This window comes from Bartonella sp. W8122 (genome assembly GCF_016102485.1).
Taxonomy (GTDB): domain Bacteria; phylum Pseudomonadota; class Alphaproteobacteria; order Rhizobiales; family Rhizobiaceae; genus Bartonella; species Bartonella apihabitans.
This window is the reverse complement of record NZ_JACFOO010000001.1, coordinates 1,117,453-1,139,691: the sequence shown is the minus strand read 5'-3', so window position 1 is coordinate 1,139,691 and position 22,239 is coordinate 1,117,453. Positions and strand designations below refer to the sequence as shown.

Genomic DNA, 22,239 nt, shown 5'->3' with positions numbered 1-22,239 from the left:
GCGTTTCATGTTCGGCTTCAAAAAAAATCATAACAAAAATAAAAGGAAGCGCTTCCGTAGCCCACGTCTCATCGAACTCGACTCGCTAATCGATACGGGTTTTTACCGTCTTCGCAGCGGCCTTGCCACCTTCTGGGAAAATGCGACAATCATTTCACGTCGCTTTCGTGTACGTGGCTTTAAAAGATTGCTTGTCGAAATTCTCGACGAAGGATTAACTCTTGGTCTCATCGGTTTTGCCATTTTCACGTTCATCGGCGTTTCTGTTTTTACATTGACAAAAAAGGACTGGCATTCACCGGAAGATTTTGCCGTCAATTTTCTTGACAGGCACGGTAATTACATCGGAAGTCGCGGTTCTTTACATGGTGAACCGGTACCGATTGAAGAAATGCCCGATTTTGTTATCAAAGCCGTTCTTGCAACGGAAGACCGCCGTTTTTTCGAGCATTGGGGAATCGATTTTTACGGCCTTTCACGGGCATTTAGCCAGAATTTACGTGCTCACGGGGTGGTTCAGGGTGGTTCCACGCTTACTCAACAATTAGCCAAGAACCTTTTTCTGAGCAACGAAAGAACGTTCGAGCGCAAGATCAAGGAAGCATATCTGGCTATATGGCTCGAAGCCAATCTTTCCAAGAAGCAGATATTGCAGCTTTATCTTGACCGCGCTTATATGGGCGGTGGCGCTTTCGGCATTGCCGCCGCATCGCGGTTTTATTTCGGAAAAGATATTCGCGACGTTTCGCTTGCAGAAGCTGCAATGCTTGCCGGCCTTTTCAAAGCACCCGGCAAATATGCCCCCCACGTCAATTTGCCAGCTGCGCGCGCACGCGCCAATGTGGTATTGTCCAATCTTGTTGACGACGGTCTGATGACGGAAGGTCAAGTTATCGGTGCCAGACGTCACCCTGCAAGTGTTGTAACAGAACTGGATAATAACGAGCCAAACTATTTTCTTGATTGGGCTTTTGACGAGGTACGCAAACTCGGCAATAAATTGCCCAATCATAATGTCATTGTGCGCACCACGCTTGATCAAGGCATCCAGAAAGCAACCGAAGAATCAATTGAATATCATCTTCAGCAATATGGCCCACAATATAAGGCTACCCAGGCAGCAGCCGTTATTTTGGACAATGACGGTTCGGTACGGGCAATTGTCGGCGGGCGTGACTATCAACAAAGTCAATTCAACCGTGCGACCCAAGGCGGAAGACAACCGGGTTCGTCTTTCAAACCTTATGTCTATGCTGTAGCCATGGAACGTGGATTGACCCCGAAGACAATCATTTCGGATGCGCCGATCAATTGGGGCGGCTGGTCTCCTAAAAACAATTCCGGACGTTATAGCGGCAATGTCGATCTTGCAACCGCTTTGGCTTTCTCGATCAATACGGTACCAGTTCGTATTACATATCAATATCTTAACCGCGACACCCAGCCGATCCGCGACCTCATTAAAAATATGGGTATTGATGCCAATATTTTTTCCCATAAAACCATGGTACTCGGCACATCCAACATGACACCAATGGATCAGGCAACCGGTTTTAATGTTTTTGCAAATGGCGGCATGGCAGGCAATCGTCACGGTTTTACACAGGTCATGACGACCGACGGCAAGGTCATATGGGACTGGTCGCGTGATGGTGAAAAACCTCACCGTGTCATGAGTGCCCAATCTGCAGCCTATATGAACCAGATGATGGTTGGCGTGACCACACGTGGCTCGGGAAAACGTGCCCAATTGCCAATGACGCTCGTTGCCGGCAAGACAGGAACATCGCAAGCTTATCGTGACGCATGGTTTGTGGGTTTTACCGGAAATTATACGGGCGCTGTGTGGATGGGAAACGATGATTTTTCCTCAATGAACCGTGCTTTTGGCGGTGTCGTTCCGGCGATGATGTGGGATCGCATTATGCTTTACGCCCATCAGAATATTACAATCAAACCGCTATTCGGTGTTGAAAATTCAATTCTTTCCAATGCAAAAAAATCTAAAGACGATAATGCAAACGAAAATATCGCTCCTGATCTTCCGCAAGTGCTCTCGCCCGGTTCATCAAAAGTCATTCAATCGCTTATCGACGAGTTTCAAAAGGCTCCACTTCTAACTCCGGCAAGTTCGGCGCATGTTGTTTCATCTTCAACAAGTCAGATACGCTAAGACAGATAAATCGGGAACAGGACAGACAATTTATGTTTTATCGTATATTTCTCGTCATTTTGAGCCTTGTTATAGCCATTGGCGGAGGAGCTTGGAGCGTCAGCTATATTCTTGACACATTTGACGGCTTCGGACGGTTAAAAATTGGCCAATGGGAAGCCTATCCGCTGGCTGGAACCGCAGAAGCAGACGCTTATGCCCGCGCCAGAGCAGCCAGACGTGGCGACATCTCTTTAGGGCGAACCGAAGGACTGGTTTTCCAGCTTTGGCGGGATAACCGCAATCATCCTCTAAAAAGTCAATGCACCTACCAACTGAAAGGCTTTTTACCCGAAACCAGATTATTTACTCTCTATGCGGCCGATCATGAGCTGCGCGCGCAATGGATTGACGACAAACTTCCTACCGAATTGTCGAGCAGCAATGTCATCTGGAATCCTGATGGCACATTAAGTGTTCTTATTTCCCCGAATGCCCAGCCAAGAAACTGGCTGGCGACCCGGGGCAGAAGCGAATATGGATTGATATTGACACTTTATGATACGCCAATTGTTACCTCGACTGCCCTTCAGAAACTGGATATGCCTTCACTGAAGCTTGTTCCGACAGGAGAGCGCGATTGTGACTAGACTGATCTATGCATTGTTGGTCGGAATTGTCGGCGCCATTATCGTGCACATTTGTGTGGTATTGATGGTGCCCCATTATAGCGAACTCAATATTTGGAAGCGGCTCGACGTTGCCGGCAATAAATATAATTTTGCTCCCCTTTCCAAAGATAATCCGATTGTTGTTGCGAGCGATCCTTTGTTTCGTTTGCGGGCATGTCGTTTCAATCTGGATGATGGCCCCGTCCATATTATGGCTGAAGGAACAGCGCCTTTCTGGTCAATGTCGGTTTATGATCGCAACGGAATGAATTTCTACAGTTTGAACAATCATACCATGCCGAACGGAAAACTTGATCTTGTGATTGGCAATCCGGGACAAATCATGGAATTGAAACAGTCGACACCCGTTGATGCCGAAAATTCCGTTCTTGTTGGTGAAGATCTAAGCGAGGGATTTGTTATCCTGCGCAGTTTAAAAATGAAAATGACCAATGTTGACGACGACTTTATCAATCATGTCCATTGTCAGACACTAGACTATTAGGTGTTTTATGCATCCACCGTATTAAAAGGCAATGTCAAAGGATTATAATTTTCGAATTCGACCAACCACAAATCGGCATCAAATTCCAATTCTTTTTCGAGTTTCTCGACAGCAACTGTTTCTTCAACGTCGGCCATAATTTTAATAAAACACCTCTCGTCGCGATCGGATTCTTCTGTATAAAAGCTTTGCGGCGCCGGTCCATAAAGATCGACGTGCCCATTTGACCGGCGATCAAGAATAAAAATTGTACCCGCTTCATTGGATCCCCGACGTGTAAGATAGGCAAAACCGCCTTCTGCGCGAACCCTTCGCATCAAAGCTGCGGTCCAGAAATCCGATGTCAAACGCATTCACTACTCCGCAAAATTATACAAAATGATTATAATGATAAAGTCCGGCAGAGAAGAAACAATTAAGCTCGCTCACCGATATCGTTCTACCTTGTAATCATTCTTCTAAGAAAAAGCGACAATCCTTTGATAAACAATATCGAATATCGAACAAAAATTTCGAGTGGTTAATAAAGCTTTCGGCGTCGAAAAACATGTTTCAGACCGCAATTATTCTCACCACTCAAGGTTGTTTCTGCTAGCCTATGAGGCCGATATCCTTCATCTTGTCAATCACTTCCTGATTGATCTTACCGGTAACTGTCAGACTAAACATTTTTTGAAAATTTCTTAATGCCTCCGCAGTGTTCTCGTCTTCGGTACCGGTGACCACAACGTGATCGTCGCCAAAAGCTCTCAAACCAGCCTGAACGCGCATAACATCCGCCGTGTTCGGTTTGAAATTATTAGCTATGCTATCGTGTTTTGCTTCGCCATTCGGGGCGTTTGTTTGCGGTATCGTCATTCCGGTAACCACATCATTTGCCTTGGGGGCAGACGGAACAGACGTCTTCGGGTCAGAGAGAGACTGGGTCGTGACGTGATCAACATTATCATTCTTTGATAATGCTCCGCTAATGAGCGAGGCAATATCGTCATGTTGTTTTTGACTTTCCCCTTGACCGCTAACCGGTTTTGAACTTTGCCGCCATAAAGCTATAGCGTTTCGCGTTTTCGGGCCATCCAGCCCGTCAAGCGGACCATCATAAAGGCCCATGGCTGCAAGTTTTTTCTGAATATCCAGCAAATTTTCGGGGTTATTATCGGGTAAAGTTTTAATCTCATTCGGGGCAACATTTGACTGTGGTGATGAAGATGTTGCTACCGTATCAGAAGTTGTATTCGACGATTGCGCTGCTTTTTCAGGTGCATTCTGAATTGTCGCATTTGTATTCTGGTTTACAAGAGGCCGTGTCTGGATAAAAACTGTTCGTTGGCTCGCACTTTGGTAAAACAGCGCGTTGAAAGTAACAAAACAAAATCCGACCACAAATAGAAAAAAACCGCAGGCCATAAGCGGATTCTTGCGAGCGTGACGGAAAATCCACCCGGCAAATAGACGCAGCAAATGACCCAATCCGGCAAGAATCGATAAAAGAAGGCTATGCCGTTTTGCGGTTTGGTTTCGTGGTGTTTTTCGTAGTCTTACCATTGTTCCCAAGTTGTGTTTCTGGAGTTAAAATATATGCGTTGTTGGCGGCCGCATCGCTGCCAACAATATCGATTTTCGAGGTTTGAATTGAACCGGCGGAATTTTCCTGCATAATAGGCAAAAGCAACCTTACCCTTGTGCCCTTGCCTTTTTCGCTTTCGAAAGTGATCTGACCTTTGGCTCGTTTGACAAGATCGAACACCATTGCCAGCCCTAGTCCGACACCTTCGATTTTACAGGCAACAGCATCAGACGCACGCAAAAATGGCAACCCCAGACGAGCAATATGTTGCTCATCCATTCCGATGCCGTCGTCTTCAACTGTAATTTCACAATATTCATTATCAAGAATGGCGATCGTAACGCCGATATGTCCATCGTCACGGCTATATTTGATGGCGTTGGATATCAAATTGAAACATATCTGGCGGAACGATAATGCATCAATACAGCAAGCAACCGGTGTTGCAGCCCTCTTGACCGCTATTTTCCTGTGACCATGGAGCGGTAAAGTCAGTTCCAATGTTTCGGTCAATATACTCCCGACAGAGCATATTTCGGAAACAATATCATCCGTCGATCGGTCGCGGTCCTTCAATGTCTTATTAACAATATCAAGCAGGTGATTACCGGCTTTTTTTATCATTGCGATATATTCATGCCGCTTGGTATTTCCCTTGTTTTGTTGATCAAGATAATCAAGCAAATCGGCAAAACCCAATATTGCATTCAACGGTGTGCGCATTTCATGGGCGGCCTGCGTAAAAGGTGAAACCGCATTCATACCCAAACTGCCGATTTCCTTGCTATTGGCTTCTATAGCAAGTGCAATCGAATTCTCGTGAACCGACAGACAATGAATCAAAACCGAAATAAATCGGGTGCGGTCACGGCCATTCATACGAATTGTTATAGGCGAGGCCAGACGGTTTTCCCGGACATCTGCCAAAAATGACAGAAATATAATGCGATCATTGATATGGACATGGTCAGACAAAGCTTCGCTTTGCTTGAGACATCCCAAAAAACAGTCTGGCAAGGCATTTTCCAGCACCGTGCCCTGACTATTTACCTTTAGAATAGCATTCAATGTTTCCATTGTTCCGATTTACACCTTGTTGTTTTCAGCACTATCAAACCCTTTCGGGTGTGGCATTGCCGATCAAAAACAATTTTTCGCTTGTTTGATGCTAATCTGACGACAACTTTTTAATGAAAAGATAATAAATAGATCATGGTGCAATGTTGCGTTATCTGTTTGCCATTATGGTTAACAACCTCACAGGTAAAGCTCGAAAAATTAGAAATTTAACAGGCGAAATCCTGTTTCTGTAAATATTTCGTCAATCATAAACGGTTAGTCTAGGCTTCATCCTGCTTATTTGTAACTGCGTTATGTCGGGGCATCATGATACGTTTTCTTATCAAGTCATTCTGTTTTCTTACCCTTTTTCTGGTCGTCATATCTTTCTTTGGAACTTCCGGAAAAAATAACGGATCCCAGCCTGATCAATATATGAACACTGTTGAAGCATTGTTGGCGGTAAAAGATACAGTCAATGACCTCGGTAATTTTTGTGAACGTAATTCAGACACCTGCGAGACCGGAAAAACATTTTTTGGTTCTCTTGGCGAGCGCGCACGTGACGGCGCACGCATTGCTTACGAATATCTCGACAGAACATTCGGAAGCGACAAAGGTGAAAACAAGCTGCCACCTGAAAATATCAATACCGGTTCGATAACGCCGGAAAATGACCACGAGGATCACTTGAATAAAGTCGATAATAAAAAGGTCGACAACAAAAACGGGTCAACCAAATCTCTGACATCTTCCAATACCGGTCATAAACAACCGGCGGAGCCGGAGGAGAAAAAAATGCACCCGTCGCAGAAGCCCCAATAAACGGGTTGTTTTTTTCAGAAGCGGTTGTTCCCGACGTTTTGATGTGATGCCGGAAATGATTATGCCGTTAGAAAATTTACTTTTTTTCTAAAACGGAGTAAATGTTCCAGCGTAAATTCAGACATCAAAGACAAAGCAGACAAATAATAATGACCGATTCAATTGACGATATTCTGGAAAGTTTTTCTCTCCTTGATGATTGGGAAGATAGATACCGCTATGTCATTGAACTGGGAAGAGAGCTTCCGCCCTATCCGGAAGAATCACGTGATGAAGCCCATAAAGTTCCCGGCTGTGTGAGCCAGGTCTGGCTCGTTACCGAACATGGTTCGGGGCATGATCCCGTTATGACCTTTAAAGGTGATTCAGACGCTCATATTGTGCGCGGTCTGGTCTATATCCTCATTACTTACTATTCAGGAAAACGGGCATCGGAAATTCGTGATGCCGATATTGAAAAGGTCTTGAAAACATTGGGTCTTGACGAGAATTTAACGCCCCAACGTTCAAATGGTTTACGCTCCATGGTCGAGCGTATTCGTCTTGAAGCTGAAAATACATTAAAGAACCAATAAGTTAATCCGGCATCCCCATTTGTAAATGCGTTCCATTCAATCTCTGATTGAGTAAGCAACCACTTTCTAATCGATTTAAAAAAACGGGCGCATTAATCAATGCACCCGTTTTGTTTTTCACGCTGAAAACAATATTATTTCGATTTTCTTTTGCCGGGTTTACGGCCTAATCCCATTTGTTTGGCAAGGGAAGAACGGGCTTCCGCATAATTGGGCGCAACCATTGGATAATTAGGATCCAGGTCCCACTTCTCGCGATACTGTTCCGGAGTAAGCTCATAATGTGTCATCAAGTGGCGCTTGAGTGACTTGAACTTTTTACCATCTTCCAAACAGATAATGTAGTCGGGGAAAACCGAACGCTTCGGGTTGACTGCCGGCTTCTGTTTTTCAACTTCCGCTTCGCCAGCTGTTTCGCCACCCGCTTTAACAAATGCAGCGTGAACGTCTGCGATTAAACTCGGCAATTCGCCTGGTCTGATTGAGTTATTGCCGACATAAGCAGCTACAACATCAGCAACCAGTGTAACAATGAAATCGCTCTCATTCTCGCTGACGGCTTGATCATCCATCTTCTTATCCTTTTTATATTTTACTTATGTTATTCCAGCCTGCTTTTTGCAAAGTAGCAAGCAAATGTTGACTTTCATATAGCTAGGTAAGAAACCTTGTCAATTACAAATGGGAAACAATTCTATAAAATAAAGGTTCCATACTGATATAACATTTATTTTTGCGTTTTTTGTCCGACCACTGCAAGTTGTCTTGAACAAATATATTTAAATTAAGGCACTTTGTCTCATTTTTACCATTATATCGGTAAAAACTGACACATCATTTCAGTATAAATTGTATTTCTTACACATAGATACCATATAATGAAAGTGACCGCTAATTTGATTGACTTTTAGCAGCAATTGTTTCGACTGTCAAAGCTCTTAGCCCACTTAATCTGTAATATGTTTTGGTTCAACAAGGATAAATTATGGCGAAGCCTCATCATTTCAAAGTAAACAAGTCTGACGAAGAATGGCGTAAAGAACTAACGCCGACACAATATGAAATTACTCGTAATCACGGTACCGAGCGGGCTTTTTCAGGCCCGGAATTCGACACGTCGAGGCCTGGAACATTTTATTGTGTATGCTGCGGAAAACCTCTTTATCGCTCTGAAACGAAATATGAATCGGGTAGCGGTTGGCCGAGCTTCTTTCGCCCCATCAATGCCGATGCCGTCGTCTTGCAGCAAGATTACTCCCACGGCATGGAACGAACGGAAGTTTTATGTGCAGATTGTGGTTCCCATCTCGGGCATGTTTTTCCTGATGGTCCAGAACCTACAGGATTGCGTTATTGCATGAACGGTTATTCTCTGAAATATCAGCAAGACAAAACAGAAAAGTGATCAAACCAAGAACTATATTTCAGGATCGATAATGACCGAATCAATAATTTTTCCACCCGAAACAAAAAAAATTGACCATTCAGAAGAGCATCACGGCATTATACGTCACGACTTCTACAATTGGTTGCGAGCAAAAAACTGGCAAGATGTTTTTAAAACCCCTACTTTGCTTGATAAAGAAATCCGTGCCCATCTGGAAGCGGAAAATGCTTATCAAAAAGCTCAGATGGCCGATACAATAGGCTTACAAAAACAGCTCTTTGCGGAAATGAAGGGGCGCATCAAGGAAGATGACAGCTCGGTACCGGTAAAAGATGGCTCCTATGCTTATGGCGTTTCGTTCACGACCGGAGGTGAACAACCGCATTATTTCAGAACACCACGTGGCGGCGGAAAAGCGAGCGTCTATGTCGATGGTGATGCATTGGCCAAGGGGAAAGATTATTTCCGGCTCGGAGCTGTGCAACACTCTCCGGACCATAGTAAGTGCGCATGGACTTATGACGACAAGGGATCCGAATTTTATACAATAAAGTTACGCGACATGAATTCGCTCCTGGACACTACAGAAAATATTATCAATACATCAGGAGATGTTGTGTGGGACGCCAATTCTGAAGGTTTTTTCTATACCAATGTTGATGAAAATCATCGTCCATCAAAACTCTACTACCATAAAATCGGAACAGACCAGAGCGTTGACAAGTTAATATTTGAAGAAAAAGACCCCGGCTTTTTTCTGGGCGTCGGCGGATCCTCTCTTAACGATGTCATTTATATCGATATTCACGACCATGAAACTTCGGAGGTTTGGCTTATTCCCGCAAAAGAGCCGATGGCCACACCGAAATGCGTCAGAAAACGTCAAAAAGGCGTTGAATATAGTCTTACCGAAGGCGGCGATATTTTTTATATTCTGACCAATATAGATGGTGCCAAAGATTTCAAAATCATGTCGGCTCCTTTTGACAAACCGACCGAAGAAAATTGGGTCGAGGTTGTTCCTCATCAACCATCAAGGCTTATTCTTGCCCATGATACTTACAAGAATTTTCTTGTCTGGCTTGAACGACGCGACGGTCTTCCCAGAATTGAGTTGCTTGATCGTCGTGACGGATCGATACATGCGATTGCGTTCGAGGAAGAAACATATTCTTTAACGCTTCACGGTGCAGCAGAATATGACAGCGAGACAATCCGTTTTGCTTATTCGTCTATGACCACTCCGTCCGAGCTTTATGATTATGATATGACGACGAGACAGCGCGTCATGTTAAAACGGCAAGAAGTGCCCTCGGGTCACGAACCGAAAAATTATATAACACGCCGTTTAATGGCCAAGGCCGAAGATGGTGCCGAAATTCCCATCTCACTTTTTTATCATAAAGATACAAAACTGGATGGCAGCGCTCCTTGTCTTCTTTATGGCTATGGAGCCTATGGAATTTCTATTCCGGACAGTTTCAATAGCAATGCATTATCTTTGGTCGATCGCGGCTTTGTATACGCCATTGCACATATCAGGGGTGGAAAAGAAAAAGGCTTCGACTGGTATGAAAAAGGAAAACACCTTTTTAAACAGAATACTTTCACCGACTTCATTGCCTGCGGACGTTTTTTAGTCGCCAATCATTTCACTTCTCACGACCGATTAATTGCAGAAGGCGGATCGGCCGGTGGCATGTTGATGGGCGCCGTTGCCAATATGGCTCCCGACGATTATGCCGGAATCGTCGCTATTGTTCCGTTTGTCGACGTATTATCGACAATGCTTGACGCCACCCTTCCACTCACACCTCCCGAATGGCCCGAATGGGGAAATCCCCTTGCATCAAAGGAAGATTACGAGCTGATAGCTTCCTATTCTCCCTATGATAATGTTCGTGCACAAAATTACCCGGCCATTCTTGCCATGGCAGGTCTCACAGATCCGCGGGTAACCTATTGGGAACCGGCGAAGTGGGTTGCCAAATTGAGGGAATTTGCAACAGGCGACAATCCGATTTTGCTCAGAACAAATATGGATTCCGGTCACGCCGGTGCATCAGGACGCTTTTCACGACTTGAAGAAAGTGCCTATATTTATGCGTTCATTCTTAAAGTAGCAGGAAAGATTTAAGGCTTCTGTTACCGTTTTGAAAATTACCGGATTAAAGGCGGCTTACCTGATCTTTCATATTTCTTGAGAGCGGGAGCTGCCTTTCCACGGGACAATTTTTCCTCAATTCTTCGTTGCCCCACAATTTTTTTGAAGAATTGGTTGTTCTCACAACTTTACCTGAATGTTTTGTTATCCTTTGTCACCAATGGTGGAGGAGGCAAAAAAGTGCCTGCAACTCCAACCAGAATATTCATGCTTTAACTATTATCCGTAACCATATATTTTTTTAAGCAGAATGAACAATGCACTTGTCTATTGCTCATAAAAATACCAAATGCTTTCCTATAGCTTTTTTGAAAGGGTGCTGTTTTGAAAGGCAACATGAAACCTCTCCGCATTTTTATGGAATAGCGACCGAATGATGAAAACTTCATGCCTATTGCTGTTGCTCATGATCGGCTTTTCCTTGTCACCGGCATATGCTGCCGGTATCAGGAAAGATGTTGATGAATATGCCGGCAGCCGTTGCAATACACCGGCCAAAGGAAGTGGCATTGTGGCGGGGTATTTTAGCGGCGTTACGGATAACCCGATTGTAAGCTCTGATGGTTTCGTTCCTGTCGACCGGTTCAGATGTTTCAAATCCATGGATGAATGCCGTGGCTGGCTTTATACTATGGAGTCACTCTATGGCTCACCACCGCCAAGGGCTACAAAATGTACAAGATTCTGATAAATTGAAATGGCACAAGGAGGCCTTTTCTTCATGAAAAACGGATTGATTGTTTTTGCCGCAATTGGCCTCGGGCTTTTCACAATGTCCCAAAGCGTCTATGCAAGTGGTCGAGACCCTGCAAAAGTTGCAAATATGACCAGTGAATATGCCGGGAAACGTTGTTCAACACCGCCCAAGGGAAGTGGCATTGTTGCCGGTTTTTTCCGTGGATGGGAACAAACTCCATTTCAAAACCGTGGTTCCGGCCTTATGCCGGTCGAGCGCTATCATTGTTTTAAAACGATGAACGAATGCAAATCCTGGCTAAAAACAATGAATTATCTTTATAATGAAAAATCGGTTGATGCGAGCATGTGCACCAGATTTTAAAGGATGATTTTAGTGTCACCATATAACCGGTAAACACGTAGAATACTCTTAAAACAGGTAGATATAAAAAAGCCACCATTGCGAAATGGTGGCTTTCTCATTGGTTCTGAAATCCGATATCAGGCTTTTTCAAAAAGCTCCAACACGTAATCCCAATTAATCAGATGATCGACAAATGCCTCAAGATATTTCGGACGGGCATTACGATAATCAATGTAATAAGAGTGTTCCCAAACGTCGACGCCGAGAATAGGCGTTGCTCCATGAACCAGCGGATTTTCTCCATTTGGTGTTTTCGAGATTTCCAACTTCCCGTTTTTTACAGCAAGCCAAGCCCATCCCGAACCGAATTGGGCAGCACCGGCAGCAAGAAAGTCTGAACGGAATTTATCATAACCACCCAAATCGCTATCAATCGCTTTTTGCAATTTTGCCGGTAGTTTCTTACCACCGCCGTCTTTCTTCATCCATTTCCAGAAATGGGTATGGTTGTAGTGTTGTGCCGCATTGTTGAAGAGCCCCTGATTTTTGCCAAAGCTTGCTTTGACAATTTCTTCAAGGCTTTTACCTTCAAGGCCTGAATCCTTCAGCAATTTATTGCCATTGGTAACATAGGCCTGATGGTGCTTGTCATGGTGATATTCAAGTGTCTCGCGTGACATATAAGGCTGAAGTGCTTCATAAGCATAGGGTAGTTCAGGCAATTCGAAAGCCATTTTCAATACTCCTTAAAATATATTCTCTCCCGGAGAAGGTGCGGTTATTTATTTGGTGCGCTCATGCACCAAAAGCAAGGGAAATTGCCGCTTTCACAAGAGTTTGACCGGATAAACCGGATTTCCGTCTCCTTAACCTTCCGAATAAGGAACCAGACAATCAGGATACTCCTTTACGACTTCGAGCGTCAGCCTATAAATTGAATAATGGCATTTTTCCCGTATATTTGGGGGCAATGGTTACTTGCGAAAAACACCCGGCATCATATGTCAATTGTTTGATATTCAAACATAATTGTTTGTCTGTTCTTAACTTTTATGCGGCAAACATGAACAATCGCAAACAAATTGGATTGACTAATGCCCTCTACCCTTTCGCGCCGCTTTTTTTTAAGATCAATATCGATCGGTGCAACAATGGCCGGTCTTTCCGCCTGTATGCCATCAGGCTTCAAGCAGATTGAACTCGCACCTGTAAAACCAAAACCAACTGTTGATAACAATGCGCTCGTCCCTTTTGCATCAATGTATGCAGAAAGTCGCGATGGTGATTTTGTGCTCCCCTCCATTCCTTACCAACAAATTGATCCTCAATTTTTGCGGCAGATTGTTGATGATCCGACTGGCGAACAACCCGGAACGATTGTTGTAGATACCAAACGCCGTTATCTTTATCTGGTTCGTCTTAACGGCAAAGCTATCCGTTACGGTGTCAGCGTCGGAAAGGAAGGTTTTGCGTGGTCCGGTCGTGGTATTATTGAATATAAACGCAAATGGCCGACATGGACACCTCCCGCCGATATGATTGCACGCCAACCGCAGTTAAAAAAATATAGTGCCGAAAATGGCGGAATGAAACCCGGACTGAAAAATCCGCTTGGTGCGCGCGCCCTTTATATTTACCAGAATGGAAAAGACACGCTCTACCGGCTCCATGGTTCACCCGACTGGTCCTCTATAGGCAAGCGTGCTTCTTCAGGATGTGTCCGGTTAATTAATCAGGATATTGTGGATCTTTATGAAAGGGTTCCGGAAAAAGCACCTGTGCTTGTTGTATAGGCTTGAGAAGATACGCGCAATTTTCCAACAGATTGATTTGCAAGCTTTGCGTTCTGTTTTCTACTTCGACAATTCCATTCCAGTCTTATTTCGAAATTTTGTGCGCATTATAATTTTGCACATTACGAAAAAATGTCACAAACGAGATCAGGCATTTTTAGGCCTCTATCATATTTTTTGATAAATTCGCGACATCGGTCATGGATAACATATCAACCCGATTAACTGCGTTTTGCAGAATATGCGTAAATGCGGTCTGAAAGAACTGCGCTTGCTTTTGAATGGCAAATCACACACACAATACGCGTTTTTGAAATGAAAATATCATTTCCAAACGCGTACAAGTACCGTTTCTAAACGAATATAACGCGTGCAATTATTTTGCCGCGCGATTATTCCGGTTTATTTCCGTTTGCCACCAAGGAGATTGCCTAATAGGCCGCGCACATATTGTTCACCGGCCCTCGCAAGTGATCGACCAATCGAATTTGCGGCTGTGCGTGTAATCGACTTGACTGCGGTTTCAGCAACCGATTGACCGCGACCATTCTTTTTATCCTCACCGAAAATCGTATCCCAGAAACTTCCCCCTTCCTGCTGATTATTATTCGATTGCTTTTCTTCTGTACTTTTCTGCAACATTTCGTAAGCTGACTGACGATCAACGGTCTCGTCATATCTTCCGCTAACAGGACTTGTTTTTATCAAATTTTGCCGCTCTTCAGGGGTAATCGGGCCAATTTGGGATGAAGGTGGGCGAATGGTTGTTCTCTCGACGATGGATGGAACACCTTTGTCTTCCAAAGTAGACACCAGCGCTTCACCCGTACCGAGATCAGAGATCGCTTTCATCGTTTCAAAATCGGGATTGGCACGAAAAGTAGATGCTGCGGCTTTGACCGCCGCAATCTCGCGCGGCGTATAGACACGCAAGGCATGCTGAATACGGTTTCCAAGTTGCGACAGAACCGATTCCGGCACGTCCAAAGGATTTTGCGAAATAAAATAGATGCCGACACCCTTTGACCGGATCAAGCGGACAACCTGTTCAATACGTTCGATCAGAGCTTTTGGCGCATTATCGAACAGGAGATGAGCTTCATCAAAAAAGAAGACAAGACGCGGTTTTTCAGGATCGCCAACTTCAGGCAATTGTTCGAATAGTTCCGACATCAACCACAAAAGAAAGGTCGAATAAAGACGTGGATTGGACATAAGTTTATCGGCAGCAAGCACACTGACAAAGCCCCGTCCATCACTCGTTGTACGCATAATATCTTCAAGCTTCAGGGATGGTTCACCGAAGAAATGTTCGCCGCCTTGCTCCTCGAAGACCAATAATTGTCGTTGGATGGAACCAACAGACGATTTCGAAATATTGCCATAGCGCGTGGAAAGCTCGGCCGCTTTTTCTCCAACATGGTTGAGCATTGCCTGCAAATCTTTCAGATCAAGCAACAACAGTCCTTCGTCATCGGCGACACGGAATGCAATATTCAACACGCCTTCTTGTGCTTGCGTCAAATCCATGAGCCGCGAGAGCAGCAATGGTCCCATTTCAGACACAGTCGCTCTGATCGGGTGCCCGTCAACGCCGAAAAGGTCCCAAAAAATGACCGGCGGGGCTTTCATGTCGATTGACGAGAGCCCGACACTTTGAGCGCGCGAACGAACCTTGTCGTTCAGAATACCGGGTTTTGCTATACCTGACAGATCGCCTTTCACGTCTGCGCAAAAGGCCGGAACGCCAGCAGCCGCAAAAGATTCGGCAATAACTTGTAGCGTTACAGTTTTTCCTGTTCCTGTAGCGCCTGTTATCAAGCCATGACGGTTTGCATATTTGAGCCATATATATTCGGGTTTTAACGCATTATTCTGCTTCTGGCGACTGGCGCCCAAAAAAATTCCGCTCTTGTCGATCATACCCAATTAATCCCTCGGCATGTTTCTCAATTTTTTAAATGTACCAGCATTAGACAAATTCAATAAGTCTTTTATGTGAGGCAACACACATTAAAAAAATTTCTATCCCATAAAAAGTATTCCTATTTTATATATAATCTATTTCATATTATTAAATTATATTACATTGATTTTAAAAAATAATTTATCATAAACATAATAATATATTTTAAATAAATATAATATAATAATTTTTAAAAATTAAATAACATAAGTATTAAATCAAATAATATTTATATACAACTATTTTTTATTAATTTTTGAATTTATTTTTCTGATTTTGAGACGTCTATAAAAATCAATATTCATTTTTTGTCTTTTTTGTGGAAAGCATTTTTTTGCATGGCGATTATTTTTTGTTAAATGAATTCTCAAGGAAATTGCAATAGGTTTGTCTTGCACCATTTAGGGCTTTGTGATTGTGTTATATTAACCTCTTAAAAGATGGTGTGAAATTGATTTAGTAGGATTTTGATTTGCTTATGAGCTCGAAACAGTCCCATCCATCCGACAATGTAACATCCCGTCAGGCAGGCTGGTCTGTCATGCAACGTGCCGACGATCCGGATATCGAACGCGCCCGCTTCCAACTTAAAGAAGATATAGCCAATGGTGCAACCGGCATCTCGCTCGTTTTCGAGGGCGCTAATAGTGCCTACGGATTCGGTTTGCCAGCCAAAGCTGAAACAATACCGACCCTTTTTGATGGTGTAAGTCTTGATGGCTTGCATATCCGTTTGGATAATCACCCTCATGGTCGCGTTATTGCGGACAGCTTTATCGATTATCTCCAGCATCGGCGCATAAATCCGACACGAACGAAACTTACTTTCAGTACCGATCCGACCGCTGTTTTAGCGACAACAGGCAAGCTCAAAATGTCTATTGAAGCTTTGAAAGCGTCTCTGCCGCAATCAATGTCGGTGTTCTTTTCTTCCGGTATTCCGGGGGTTGTACTTGAGGCAGACGGGCGCCCCTATCATAATGCGGGTGCTACTCCGGCACAGGAAATCGGCGCTATGTTGTCGGTTGCTCTCGCCCATTTGAAAATGGTTGAAGAAGCACGTCACCATATCATCTATGCTTTGCCGCATATCGGTTTTGCTACAGCGCTTGATGAAGATCCCGTTATGGGGCTGGCAAAAATGCGGGCCATAAGGTTGCTTTGGCGACGCCTTCAGGGCGAACGTGGTGTTTCGTCTCCATTTCCTGCGATCATTCATGTGGAGACCTCCATGCGGATGATGACAAGACAGGATGCCTTTAACAATATTTCCCGTTCTTCTATTGCGGCCTATGCTGCAATTTTAGGGGGTGCTTCTTCATTATCCGTATTGCCATACAGTTTTGTTTTCGGCCTGCCTGATCAAACGGCACGACGCATTGCTCGCAATAGCCAGCTCATCTTTATCAAGGAGCTTGCTAATCCGCTTGCGAAAAGCACGAGTCGCCGCGATAGTGATGCGGATGCTCTCGCCGAAGCTGCGTGGGTTGAATTTACCCGTCTTGAAGATGAAGGCGGCGTCATGCAAAGCCTGATCGACGGCAATTTGGCCAAGCGTATTGAAGAGGCGCGCGATCTCAGACTGGCGAGTTATCACAAAAATGAACGCGCCATTATCGGCACATCCGAATATCGGCAAGCCGATGATGGAGTGACTGGCATTGTTGATACTAAACCTGTGCATTTTGAGGCAGAAGGTATCTCCCACTGTCACCCGTTGGTATCAGGACGTTGGGATCAGGACTTTCTGGAAGTACAAAAAATCGCTCCGGTAGAAATTACAAAGGATTAATATATGATCCGCAGTTTCCGTTCCGCAACTGACCGTCTTGTTGAAGTCCCCTTGGAAGAAGACGGAACGCCTGAAAATGACGTGCTGTGGATTGATCTTTCCGATCCGACTGCGGGAGAAGAAAAAGAGCTGGAAAAGTGGCTCGGTATTCCTATACCGACTCATGATGATATGACGGAGATTGAAGAATCGAGCCGCTTTTATATGGAAAATGGAGCGCAATATATGACCGCTCCATTGATTTATACCGTTGATGGAGACAAGCGCGATATTGCACCGGTCACCTTCATTCTGACGGGTTCTCGGCTCGTTACAGTGCGTTATAGTCACCCGCAAGCTGTCGAACTTTTCATTTTACGCGTTACAAAAGCAGGTAATGGCGTTATCACCCAGCAATGTACAGGCTTGACCATTTTGACAGCTGTTATGGAAGCGGCAACAGACCGGCTTGCCGATCTTCTTGAAGCGGTCTCGGGGCGCATCGAGAAGGCCTCGCGCAATATCTTTCATCGGGATGAAGGTGCCATGCCGATGTCGACAGTGGATTTTCGTAAAATTCTCAACCAGATCGGCAATCAGGGGACGTTGCTTTCAATGGTGAGAGAAAGCATTGCCGGTGTTAGCCGCCTTCTTGTTTATGTCGAAGCATATGGAAAAACCGTTACACCGAAATATATTGAAGCCGATGGCAAAACGGTAACGCCGAAAAAAGATATGAAGACCACTGTCAAGTCGCTTGAACAGGATACCCAGTCACTCGAACATTATGCCGATTTTCTTTCGGCAAAAATGACATTCCTTCTTGATACTGTCGTCGGAATGATTTCGACAGAACAAAATGCCATTATCAAATTTTTCTCGGTCGCTGCTGTCGGTTTCATGCCGCCGACGCTGGTTGCCTCCATCTATGGTATGAATTTCCAATTTATGCCGGAACTCAATGAAAAATGGGGCTATCCTTTTGCCCTTTTTCTCATGATTATTTCTGCCGTTATACCGATTTTATATTTCAGAAAAAAAGGCTGGCTTTAATTTTTAGTTGTTTACGCGCTCTGGAAATCAACCGACGGATGTATTATATTTAATTTGTTGAAGTATTTCTTATCCTCAACAGAAGGAGTGGATTCAATGTCTATTGATTCAGCAATGCGCATTTCGGTCGGTGGTATGAACAGGCAAGTGGATACACTCAATCAAGTTGCCCAAAATGTCGCCGTTGGAACGACTGTCGGTCGTGAGACATATGATGCAGGCGACGATATGGTCAATATGGACTTCGCTGAACATAATTTTAAAGCCAATTTCCGCGTTTTCCAGATTGCCGATGAAACCATGGCACAAATCATTAATATGAAACGGTGATGATTTGGCCTTTGGCCGGTTGTCGAAAGTCTCTATTTCAGAATAGATTATAAACCTTTTTGAAATCGGGAAAATACTCCGAGCGTCGCTTGGAAGATGAGTAAATTTCGGGCGAAGGGTTGCTTTTCAAACCTATTTTACGGTTTAACGCTTCAATTTTTCAACGATAAGCGGCTTTTGGAGATAAATGGCTGGGGTACCTGGATTCGAACCAGGGAATGCCGGTACCAAAAACCGGTGCCTTACCGCTTGGCTATACCCCAAAAAGTATGCACGGCATACTTCCTGCGCGCCTTATAACGAGTTCGAAAAGAATGTGCAATATGTCTGAGAGCACGTGCAACCTTTTTTTTGCTAAAAAACTTGCAAACATTGTTTCAAAACATTGATTGCAATGCACTATCAAGGCGCCTTTGTTAATGAGGTTATTTTTACGAAACCGAATTTTTCAGGAAATGAAAGTTCTAGCTTATAAAACCCGTTCACTATCGATCTTTCCAGTCGGGTCATTGACAGCAATTCGAAAAAACAACGAAGCAGAAAACCGCCCCGGCTTCCGATTTTTACTTTGGCCTTTTCCATTCTATTCCGGATGTTCTGGAAATAAATTCAAGACTATATTGCTATTTTCGGATTTAAAAAATTTTCTGATAAAATAAATGTCTATTCCAATTTTTTTGATTGGCATATTTTCAAATTTACTAGACAAATTATTCTATTCCGTTTTCCATAAAGATTTAGTGCCATAAAGATTTAATGATTGTATTTTTTCGAATTTGTGAACTTGATTGCAACTGCGCTAGTGATTTAACGAGAGAATGTTCACACTGAAGTTTGCTGTCAAGTTTGACCGGATGTTCATAAGCCGGATATTTATAAGGCCATATGTTCATAAAGGAAGCCGATGTCGATAAGTTTTAATGAAGAGTTCTCTCCAAATTATGGGCACGCGGTGTTGCTTCAAAATAATGTCAGGCGATTGACAGCCCATAATCCGTCTCCGTTTACCTTTACCGGCACGAATAGTTATATCCTTGGAAATGAAGAACTGGCGATTATCGACCCCGGTCCCGATGATGAAAAACAATTGGCAACCTTGCTTCGGGTCATTGATGGTCGGCCTCTCAATTACATTTTTATTACCCATAGCCATAGTGATCATAGCGGGATAGCAAAACGATTGAGCGAGCTGACAGGCGGCCTGATTGTTGCAGAAGGTGGTTATCGTCCGGCATCCACTCAAGTTTCAGACCCTGCAATGACTGTTGATGCGAGTTGCGACAAAAACTTCACTCCCGATATCTTTCTTGGAGATGGTGAATCAATCAAAGGAGATGGGTGGGAACTCACGTCTATTACAACACCTGGCCACATGGCCAATCATACAGCCTATGCACTGGGTGAAACCGGTATAGTTTTTACCGGCGATCACGTTATGGCGTGGTCGACGACACTCGTTGCACCGCCTGATGGTTCAATGAGAGATTATATGGAATCACTTGATAAGCTTGCCCGACGTGAAGACAAAATTTACTTGCCCGGTCATGGAGGAGCCGTTACCAACCCGAAGACTTATGTTCGTGCCATTATTGCGCACAGGAAAATGCGTGAACGCGCAATCATAGAACGACTGACCATTGGTGACCGCACGATCGAGCAGATTGTCAGCGCGATTTACCGCAAGCTCGACCAGCGTCTTCTCAAAGCAGCAACGCTTTCGGTACTTGCCCATTTGGAGTTTTTAGTCACAAGGGGGATTGTCAAAGTTGAAGGGAGAATAGCGCTTCAAAGCTGTTATTCCTTGTCCTGATCAACCGGCGTCGAGAGCATCTCTGTGTCCAGTGCATCCATAAATGTAAGAATGAAAGCAGCATTTACCCCGAGATCACGCGATAAATATCGGGAAGCGGAACGCATATCCACGAAAGTTGTATCTCCTTCATCGGTCAATCTGATAACGATGTCCGATGCAAACCCCAGATAAAAAGTTTTTGCTTCCGTTTCTATAAAAAGTTGTTCATCTTCGCCATCGACACCCCGTTGAGCCTTGATCGGCCACCCCTCAGTATCAAGAACATTGCGTACAGATTTCAAAATACGATCGGGAGAGCCGTCATAACGACGGCCGGAAAGTTCAGGCCATTCTTTCAATTGCAAATGAGCCTGATCGGACAAGTCAACAGCAACAGGTAAAGCATCAACCGGTCTTGCCCCTGTAATGAAACGTGGTGGTGTATCGGTATCAGTCGAAATATCGGCAAGCGGCGGCATGACAGACCACATTAACAGAAAAGCCGCAATTGGTGTCAGCGTTATGAACGAATAGACAATTCCTTTTAAGGATTTTAGCCCGCCACGATCACCGTTTTTCCAGAGGTCAAAAAGACCTTTTAACGCCAAAGCCAATGCTGTCAGGGCAAACACTCCGGCCAGTGCTGAAAGAATAAGGAATACATTCGTCCGGATAAATGAAAACCGGTGCAGAAGACTCGAAATGACAAGCAGCAAAAGACTTAAGCCACCAAAACGAGGCGACCATGAAGCAGCATATGATGTCAAGCGAACGTATTTTTTTCTCATTGTCCAACAACTGTTTTCTGCAATGCGTCGGTTTGTTTCAACACATTGCAATCCTCAAGGCTCGCCTGTCTATTCACCGGTTTTATTGCATCTGACAATCTTACAAATTTGAAGCCCCTTTTCTGAAGCTCCAGAATACCAGTTGCAACACCCTGCCCCGATGCGCGTTTGGGTTGGTTCATATGGGCGATAATGACATCCCCATTCTTAGCAGATGAAATACGTGCGGCAACAGTTTTTGCCGGTAGTGATGCGCCCATATCGGCATTCAAAGAAAAACCGCCTATCTCATAGCCCATGTCATGAACAAGTTTGATTGCATCTTTTGAATAACGTGCAGATGCATCACGATACCAGTTAGGCTTCGGAAAACCAGCCGCTACCAAGCTTTCTTCGCCGCCTTTGACCTCTTCACACACCGCCTTGAGATTGCCAGCCGTCTTCAAGCCGTAAATATCGGGCTGGTTATCAATAGCGGGAATATGATTTTTGCCATGATTTTCCAGTTCGAACAGTTCAGGATGCGCCTTGATGACTTCGACCGTTTGCTTGTTGCGTTGCAGCCAACGGGCCGTAACAAATAAAGTGGCTTTAATCTGATGGGAAACAAGAGTGTCAAAAATGCGATGATCAATATCACCCATACATAAATCAAGTGTCAAAGCAACTTGTGGACTCGATGCTTCACCTTTTTCTATATGCAATGATGGTTCGCTCGTACCGGCCAGACTTATAGCCGGTACGCACAGACTTATGATACCGGCAAAAATGCACCGGTGAATATATTGCAACATCCAAT

At 44.2% G+C, this 22,239-nt stretch carries 22 protein-coding genes and 1 tRNA gene; 14 read left to right on the top strand and 9 right to left on the bottom strand.

Annotated elements, in window-relative coordinates; translation table 11 throughout:
- Window positions 1–7 precede the first annotated feature (7 nt).
- Genes H3S83_RS05015 through H3S83_RS05005 form a run of 3 tightly spaced genes read left to right on the top strand, consistent with a single transcriptional unit; the run spans window position 8 to window position 3,328 of the window.
- Window positions 8–2,173 (top strand): transglycosylase domain-containing protein, encoded by a 2,166-nt coding sequence (locus H3S83_RS05015; RefSeq protein ID WP_198239081.1) that lies wholly within the window; start codon window positions 8–10, stop codon window positions 2,171–2,173.
- A gap of 32 nt (window positions 2,174–2,205) precedes the next feature.
- Entirely contained in the window at window positions 2,206–2,802 is a 597-nt protein-coding gene (locus H3S83_RS05010; protein WP_198239080.1) for a DUF1214 domain-containing protein, read from the top strand.
- Window positions 2,795–3,328: a hypothetical protein gene (locus H3S83_RS05005; protein WP_198239079.1), complete on the top strand. Its 534-nt coding sequence runs from the start codon at window positions 2,795–2,797 to the stop codon at window positions 3,326–3,328. Before H3S83_RS05010 ends, H3S83_RS05005 begins: the two co-directional genes overlap by 8 nt.
- A gap of 5 nt (window positions 3,329–3,333) precedes the next feature.
- Here the strand turns inward: H3S83_RS05005 and H3S83_RS05000 are convergent, their stop codons facing one another.
- The 3 genes from H3S83_RS05000 to H3S83_RS04990 all read right to left on the bottom strand — a co-directional run bounded on the left by H3S83_RS05000 (window position 3,334) and on the right by H3S83_RS04990 (window position 5,972).
- Entirely contained in the window at window positions 3,334–3,681 is a 348-nt protein-coding gene (locus H3S83_RS05000) for a DUF1491 family protein (protein WP_198225067.1), read from the bottom strand.
- A 238-nt stretch (window positions 3,682–3,919) separates the two neighbouring features.
- Window positions 3,920–4,789, bottom strand: a complete 870-nt coding sequence (locus tag H3S83_RS04995; protein ID WP_198239078.1) for a peptidoglycan-binding domain-containing protein — start codon at window positions 4,787–4,789, stop codon at window positions 3,920–3,922.
- Window positions 4,790–4,823: 34 nt separating this feature from the next.
- The gene (locus H3S83_RS04990) at window positions 4,824–5,972 is read right to left on the bottom strand and encodes a HAMP domain-containing sensor histidine kinase (protein WP_198239077.1); all 1,149 of its coding nucleotides are present in this window, start codon (window positions 5,970–5,972) and stop codon (window positions 4,824–4,826) included.
- Between the two features lie 309 nt (window positions 5,973–6,281).
- Between H3S83_RS04990 and H3S83_RS04985 the strand changes: the two genes are divergently transcribed.
- Window positions 6,282–6,779 (top strand): DUF5330 domain-containing protein, encoded by a 498-nt coding sequence (locus H3S83_RS04985; protein ID WP_188317766.1) that lies wholly within the window; start codon window positions 6,282–6,284, stop codon window positions 6,777–6,779.
- Between the two features lie 149 nt (window positions 6,780–6,928).
- Window positions 6,929–7,354, top strand: coding sequence for a SufE family protein (locus tag H3S83_RS04980; RefSeq protein ID WP_078039263.1), 426 nt, complete (start codon window positions 6,929–6,931; stop codon window positions 7,352–7,354).
- A gap of 134 nt (window positions 7,355–7,488) precedes the next feature.
- Here the strand turns inward: H3S83_RS04980 and H3S83_RS04975 are convergent, their stop codons facing one another.
- Entirely contained in the window at window positions 7,489–7,926 is a 438-nt protein-coding gene (locus H3S83_RS04975; protein ID WP_078039262.1) for a MucR family transcriptional regulator, read from the bottom strand.
- A 413-nt stretch (window positions 7,927–8,339) separates the two neighbouring features.
- Between H3S83_RS04975 and msrB the strand changes: the two genes are divergently transcribed.
- From msrB to H3S83_RS04955, 4 genes are all read left to right on the top strand, one after another.
- Complete coding sequence (gene msrB / locus H3S83_RS04970; RefSeq protein WP_077970834.1) at window positions 8,340–8,759, top strand: peptide-methionine (R)-S-oxide reductase MsrB; 420 nt, start codon at window positions 8,340–8,342, stop codon at window positions 8,757–8,759.
- 31 nt (window positions 8,760–8,790) lie between these two features.
- Window positions 8,791–10,878, top strand: coding sequence for a S9 family peptidase (locus H3S83_RS04965; protein ID WP_198239076.1), 2,088 nt, complete (start codon window positions 8,791–8,793; stop codon window positions 10,876–10,878).
- Window positions 10,879–11,311: 433 nt separating this feature from the next.
- Window positions 11,312–11,593, top strand: a complete 282-nt coding sequence (locus tag H3S83_RS04960; protein ID WP_225867992.1) for a hypothetical protein — start codon at window positions 11,312–11,314, stop codon at window positions 11,591–11,593.
- Window positions 11,594–11,626: 33 nt separating this feature from the next.
- Window positions 11,627–11,965 (top strand): hypothetical protein, encoded by a 339-nt coding sequence (locus H3S83_RS04955; protein WP_198239075.1) that lies wholly within the window; start codon window positions 11,627–11,629, stop codon window positions 11,963–11,965.
- Window positions 11,966–12,084: 119 nt separating this feature from the next.
- Here the strand turns inward: H3S83_RS04955 and H3S83_RS04950 are convergent, their stop codons facing one another.
- Entirely contained in the window at window positions 12,085–12,681 is a 597-nt protein-coding gene (locus H3S83_RS04950; RefSeq protein ID WP_078039260.1) for a superoxide dismutase, read from the bottom strand.
- Between the two features lie 360 nt (window positions 12,682–13,041).
- On the opposite strand from H3S83_RS04950, the gene H3S83_RS04945 reads away from it, so the two are divergent.
- Complete coding sequence (locus H3S83_RS04945; RefSeq protein WP_198237812.1) at window positions 13,042–13,740, top strand: L,D-transpeptidase; 699 nt, start codon at window positions 13,042–13,044, stop codon at window positions 13,738–13,740.
- Between the two features lie 402 nt (window positions 13,741–14,142).
- Here the strand turns inward: H3S83_RS04945 and H3S83_RS04940 are convergent, their stop codons facing one another.
- Window positions 14,143–15,663, bottom strand: coding sequence for a helicase HerA-like domain-containing protein (locus H3S83_RS04940; RefSeq protein ID WP_198239074.1), 1,521 nt, complete (start codon window positions 15,661–15,663; stop codon window positions 14,143–14,145).
- A 521-nt stretch (window positions 15,664–16,184) separates the two neighbouring features.
- Here H3S83_RS04940 and H3S83_RS04935 point away from each other — a divergent pair.
- The 3 genes from H3S83_RS04935 (at window position 16,185) to H3S83_RS04925 (ending at window position 18,860) form a co-directional block, all read left to right on the top strand.
- Window positions 16,185–17,498, top strand: a complete 1,314-nt coding sequence (locus H3S83_RS04935; protein WP_198237810.1) for a methylmalonyl-CoA mutase family protein — start codon at window positions 16,185–16,187, stop codon at window positions 17,496–17,498.
- Between the two features lie 3 nt (window positions 17,499–17,501).
- Window positions 17,502–18,530 carry a magnesium transporter CorA family protein gene (locus H3S83_RS04930; RefSeq protein ID WP_198239073.1) on the top strand — a complete coding sequence of 343 codons (1,029 nt, stop codon included), beginning with the start codon at window positions 17,502–17,504 and terminating at the stop codon, window positions 18,528–18,530.
- 96 nt (window positions 18,531–18,626) lie between these two features.
- The gene (locus H3S83_RS04925) at window positions 18,627–18,860 is read left to right on the top strand and encodes a hypothetical protein (protein ID WP_077970824.1); all 234 of its coding nucleotides are present in this window, start codon (window positions 18,627–18,629) and stop codon (window positions 18,858–18,860) included.
- A gap of 188 nt (window positions 18,861–19,048) precedes the next feature.
- Here H3S83_RS04925 and H3S83_RS04920 read toward each other — a convergent pair.
- A tRNA-Gln gene (locus H3S83_RS04920) sits at window positions 19,049–19,123 on the bottom strand.
- 641 nt (window positions 19,124–19,764) lie between these two features.
- Here H3S83_RS04920 and H3S83_RS04915 point away from each other — a divergent pair.
- The gene (locus H3S83_RS04915; protein ID WP_198239072.1) at window positions 19,765–20,670 is read left to right on the top strand and encodes an MBL fold metallo-hydrolase; all 906 of its coding nucleotides are present in this window, start codon (window positions 19,765–19,767) and stop codon (window positions 20,668–20,670) included.
- Here the strand turns inward: H3S83_RS04915 and H3S83_RS04910 are convergent.
- Window positions 20,655–21,440, bottom strand: coding sequence for a DUF1499 domain-containing protein (locus H3S83_RS04910; RefSeq protein WP_198239071.1), 786 nt, complete (start codon window positions 21,438–21,440; stop codon window positions 20,655–20,657). The genes H3S83_RS04915 and H3S83_RS04910 overlap by 16 nt on opposite strands.
- Entirely contained in the window at window positions 21,437–22,234 is a 798-nt protein-coding gene (locus tag H3S83_RS04905; protein WP_198234497.1) for a polysaccharide deacetylase family protein, read from the bottom strand. Before H3S83_RS04905 ends, H3S83_RS04910 begins: the two co-directional genes overlap by 4 nt.
- Window positions 22,235–22,239: the final 5 nt, after the last annotated feature.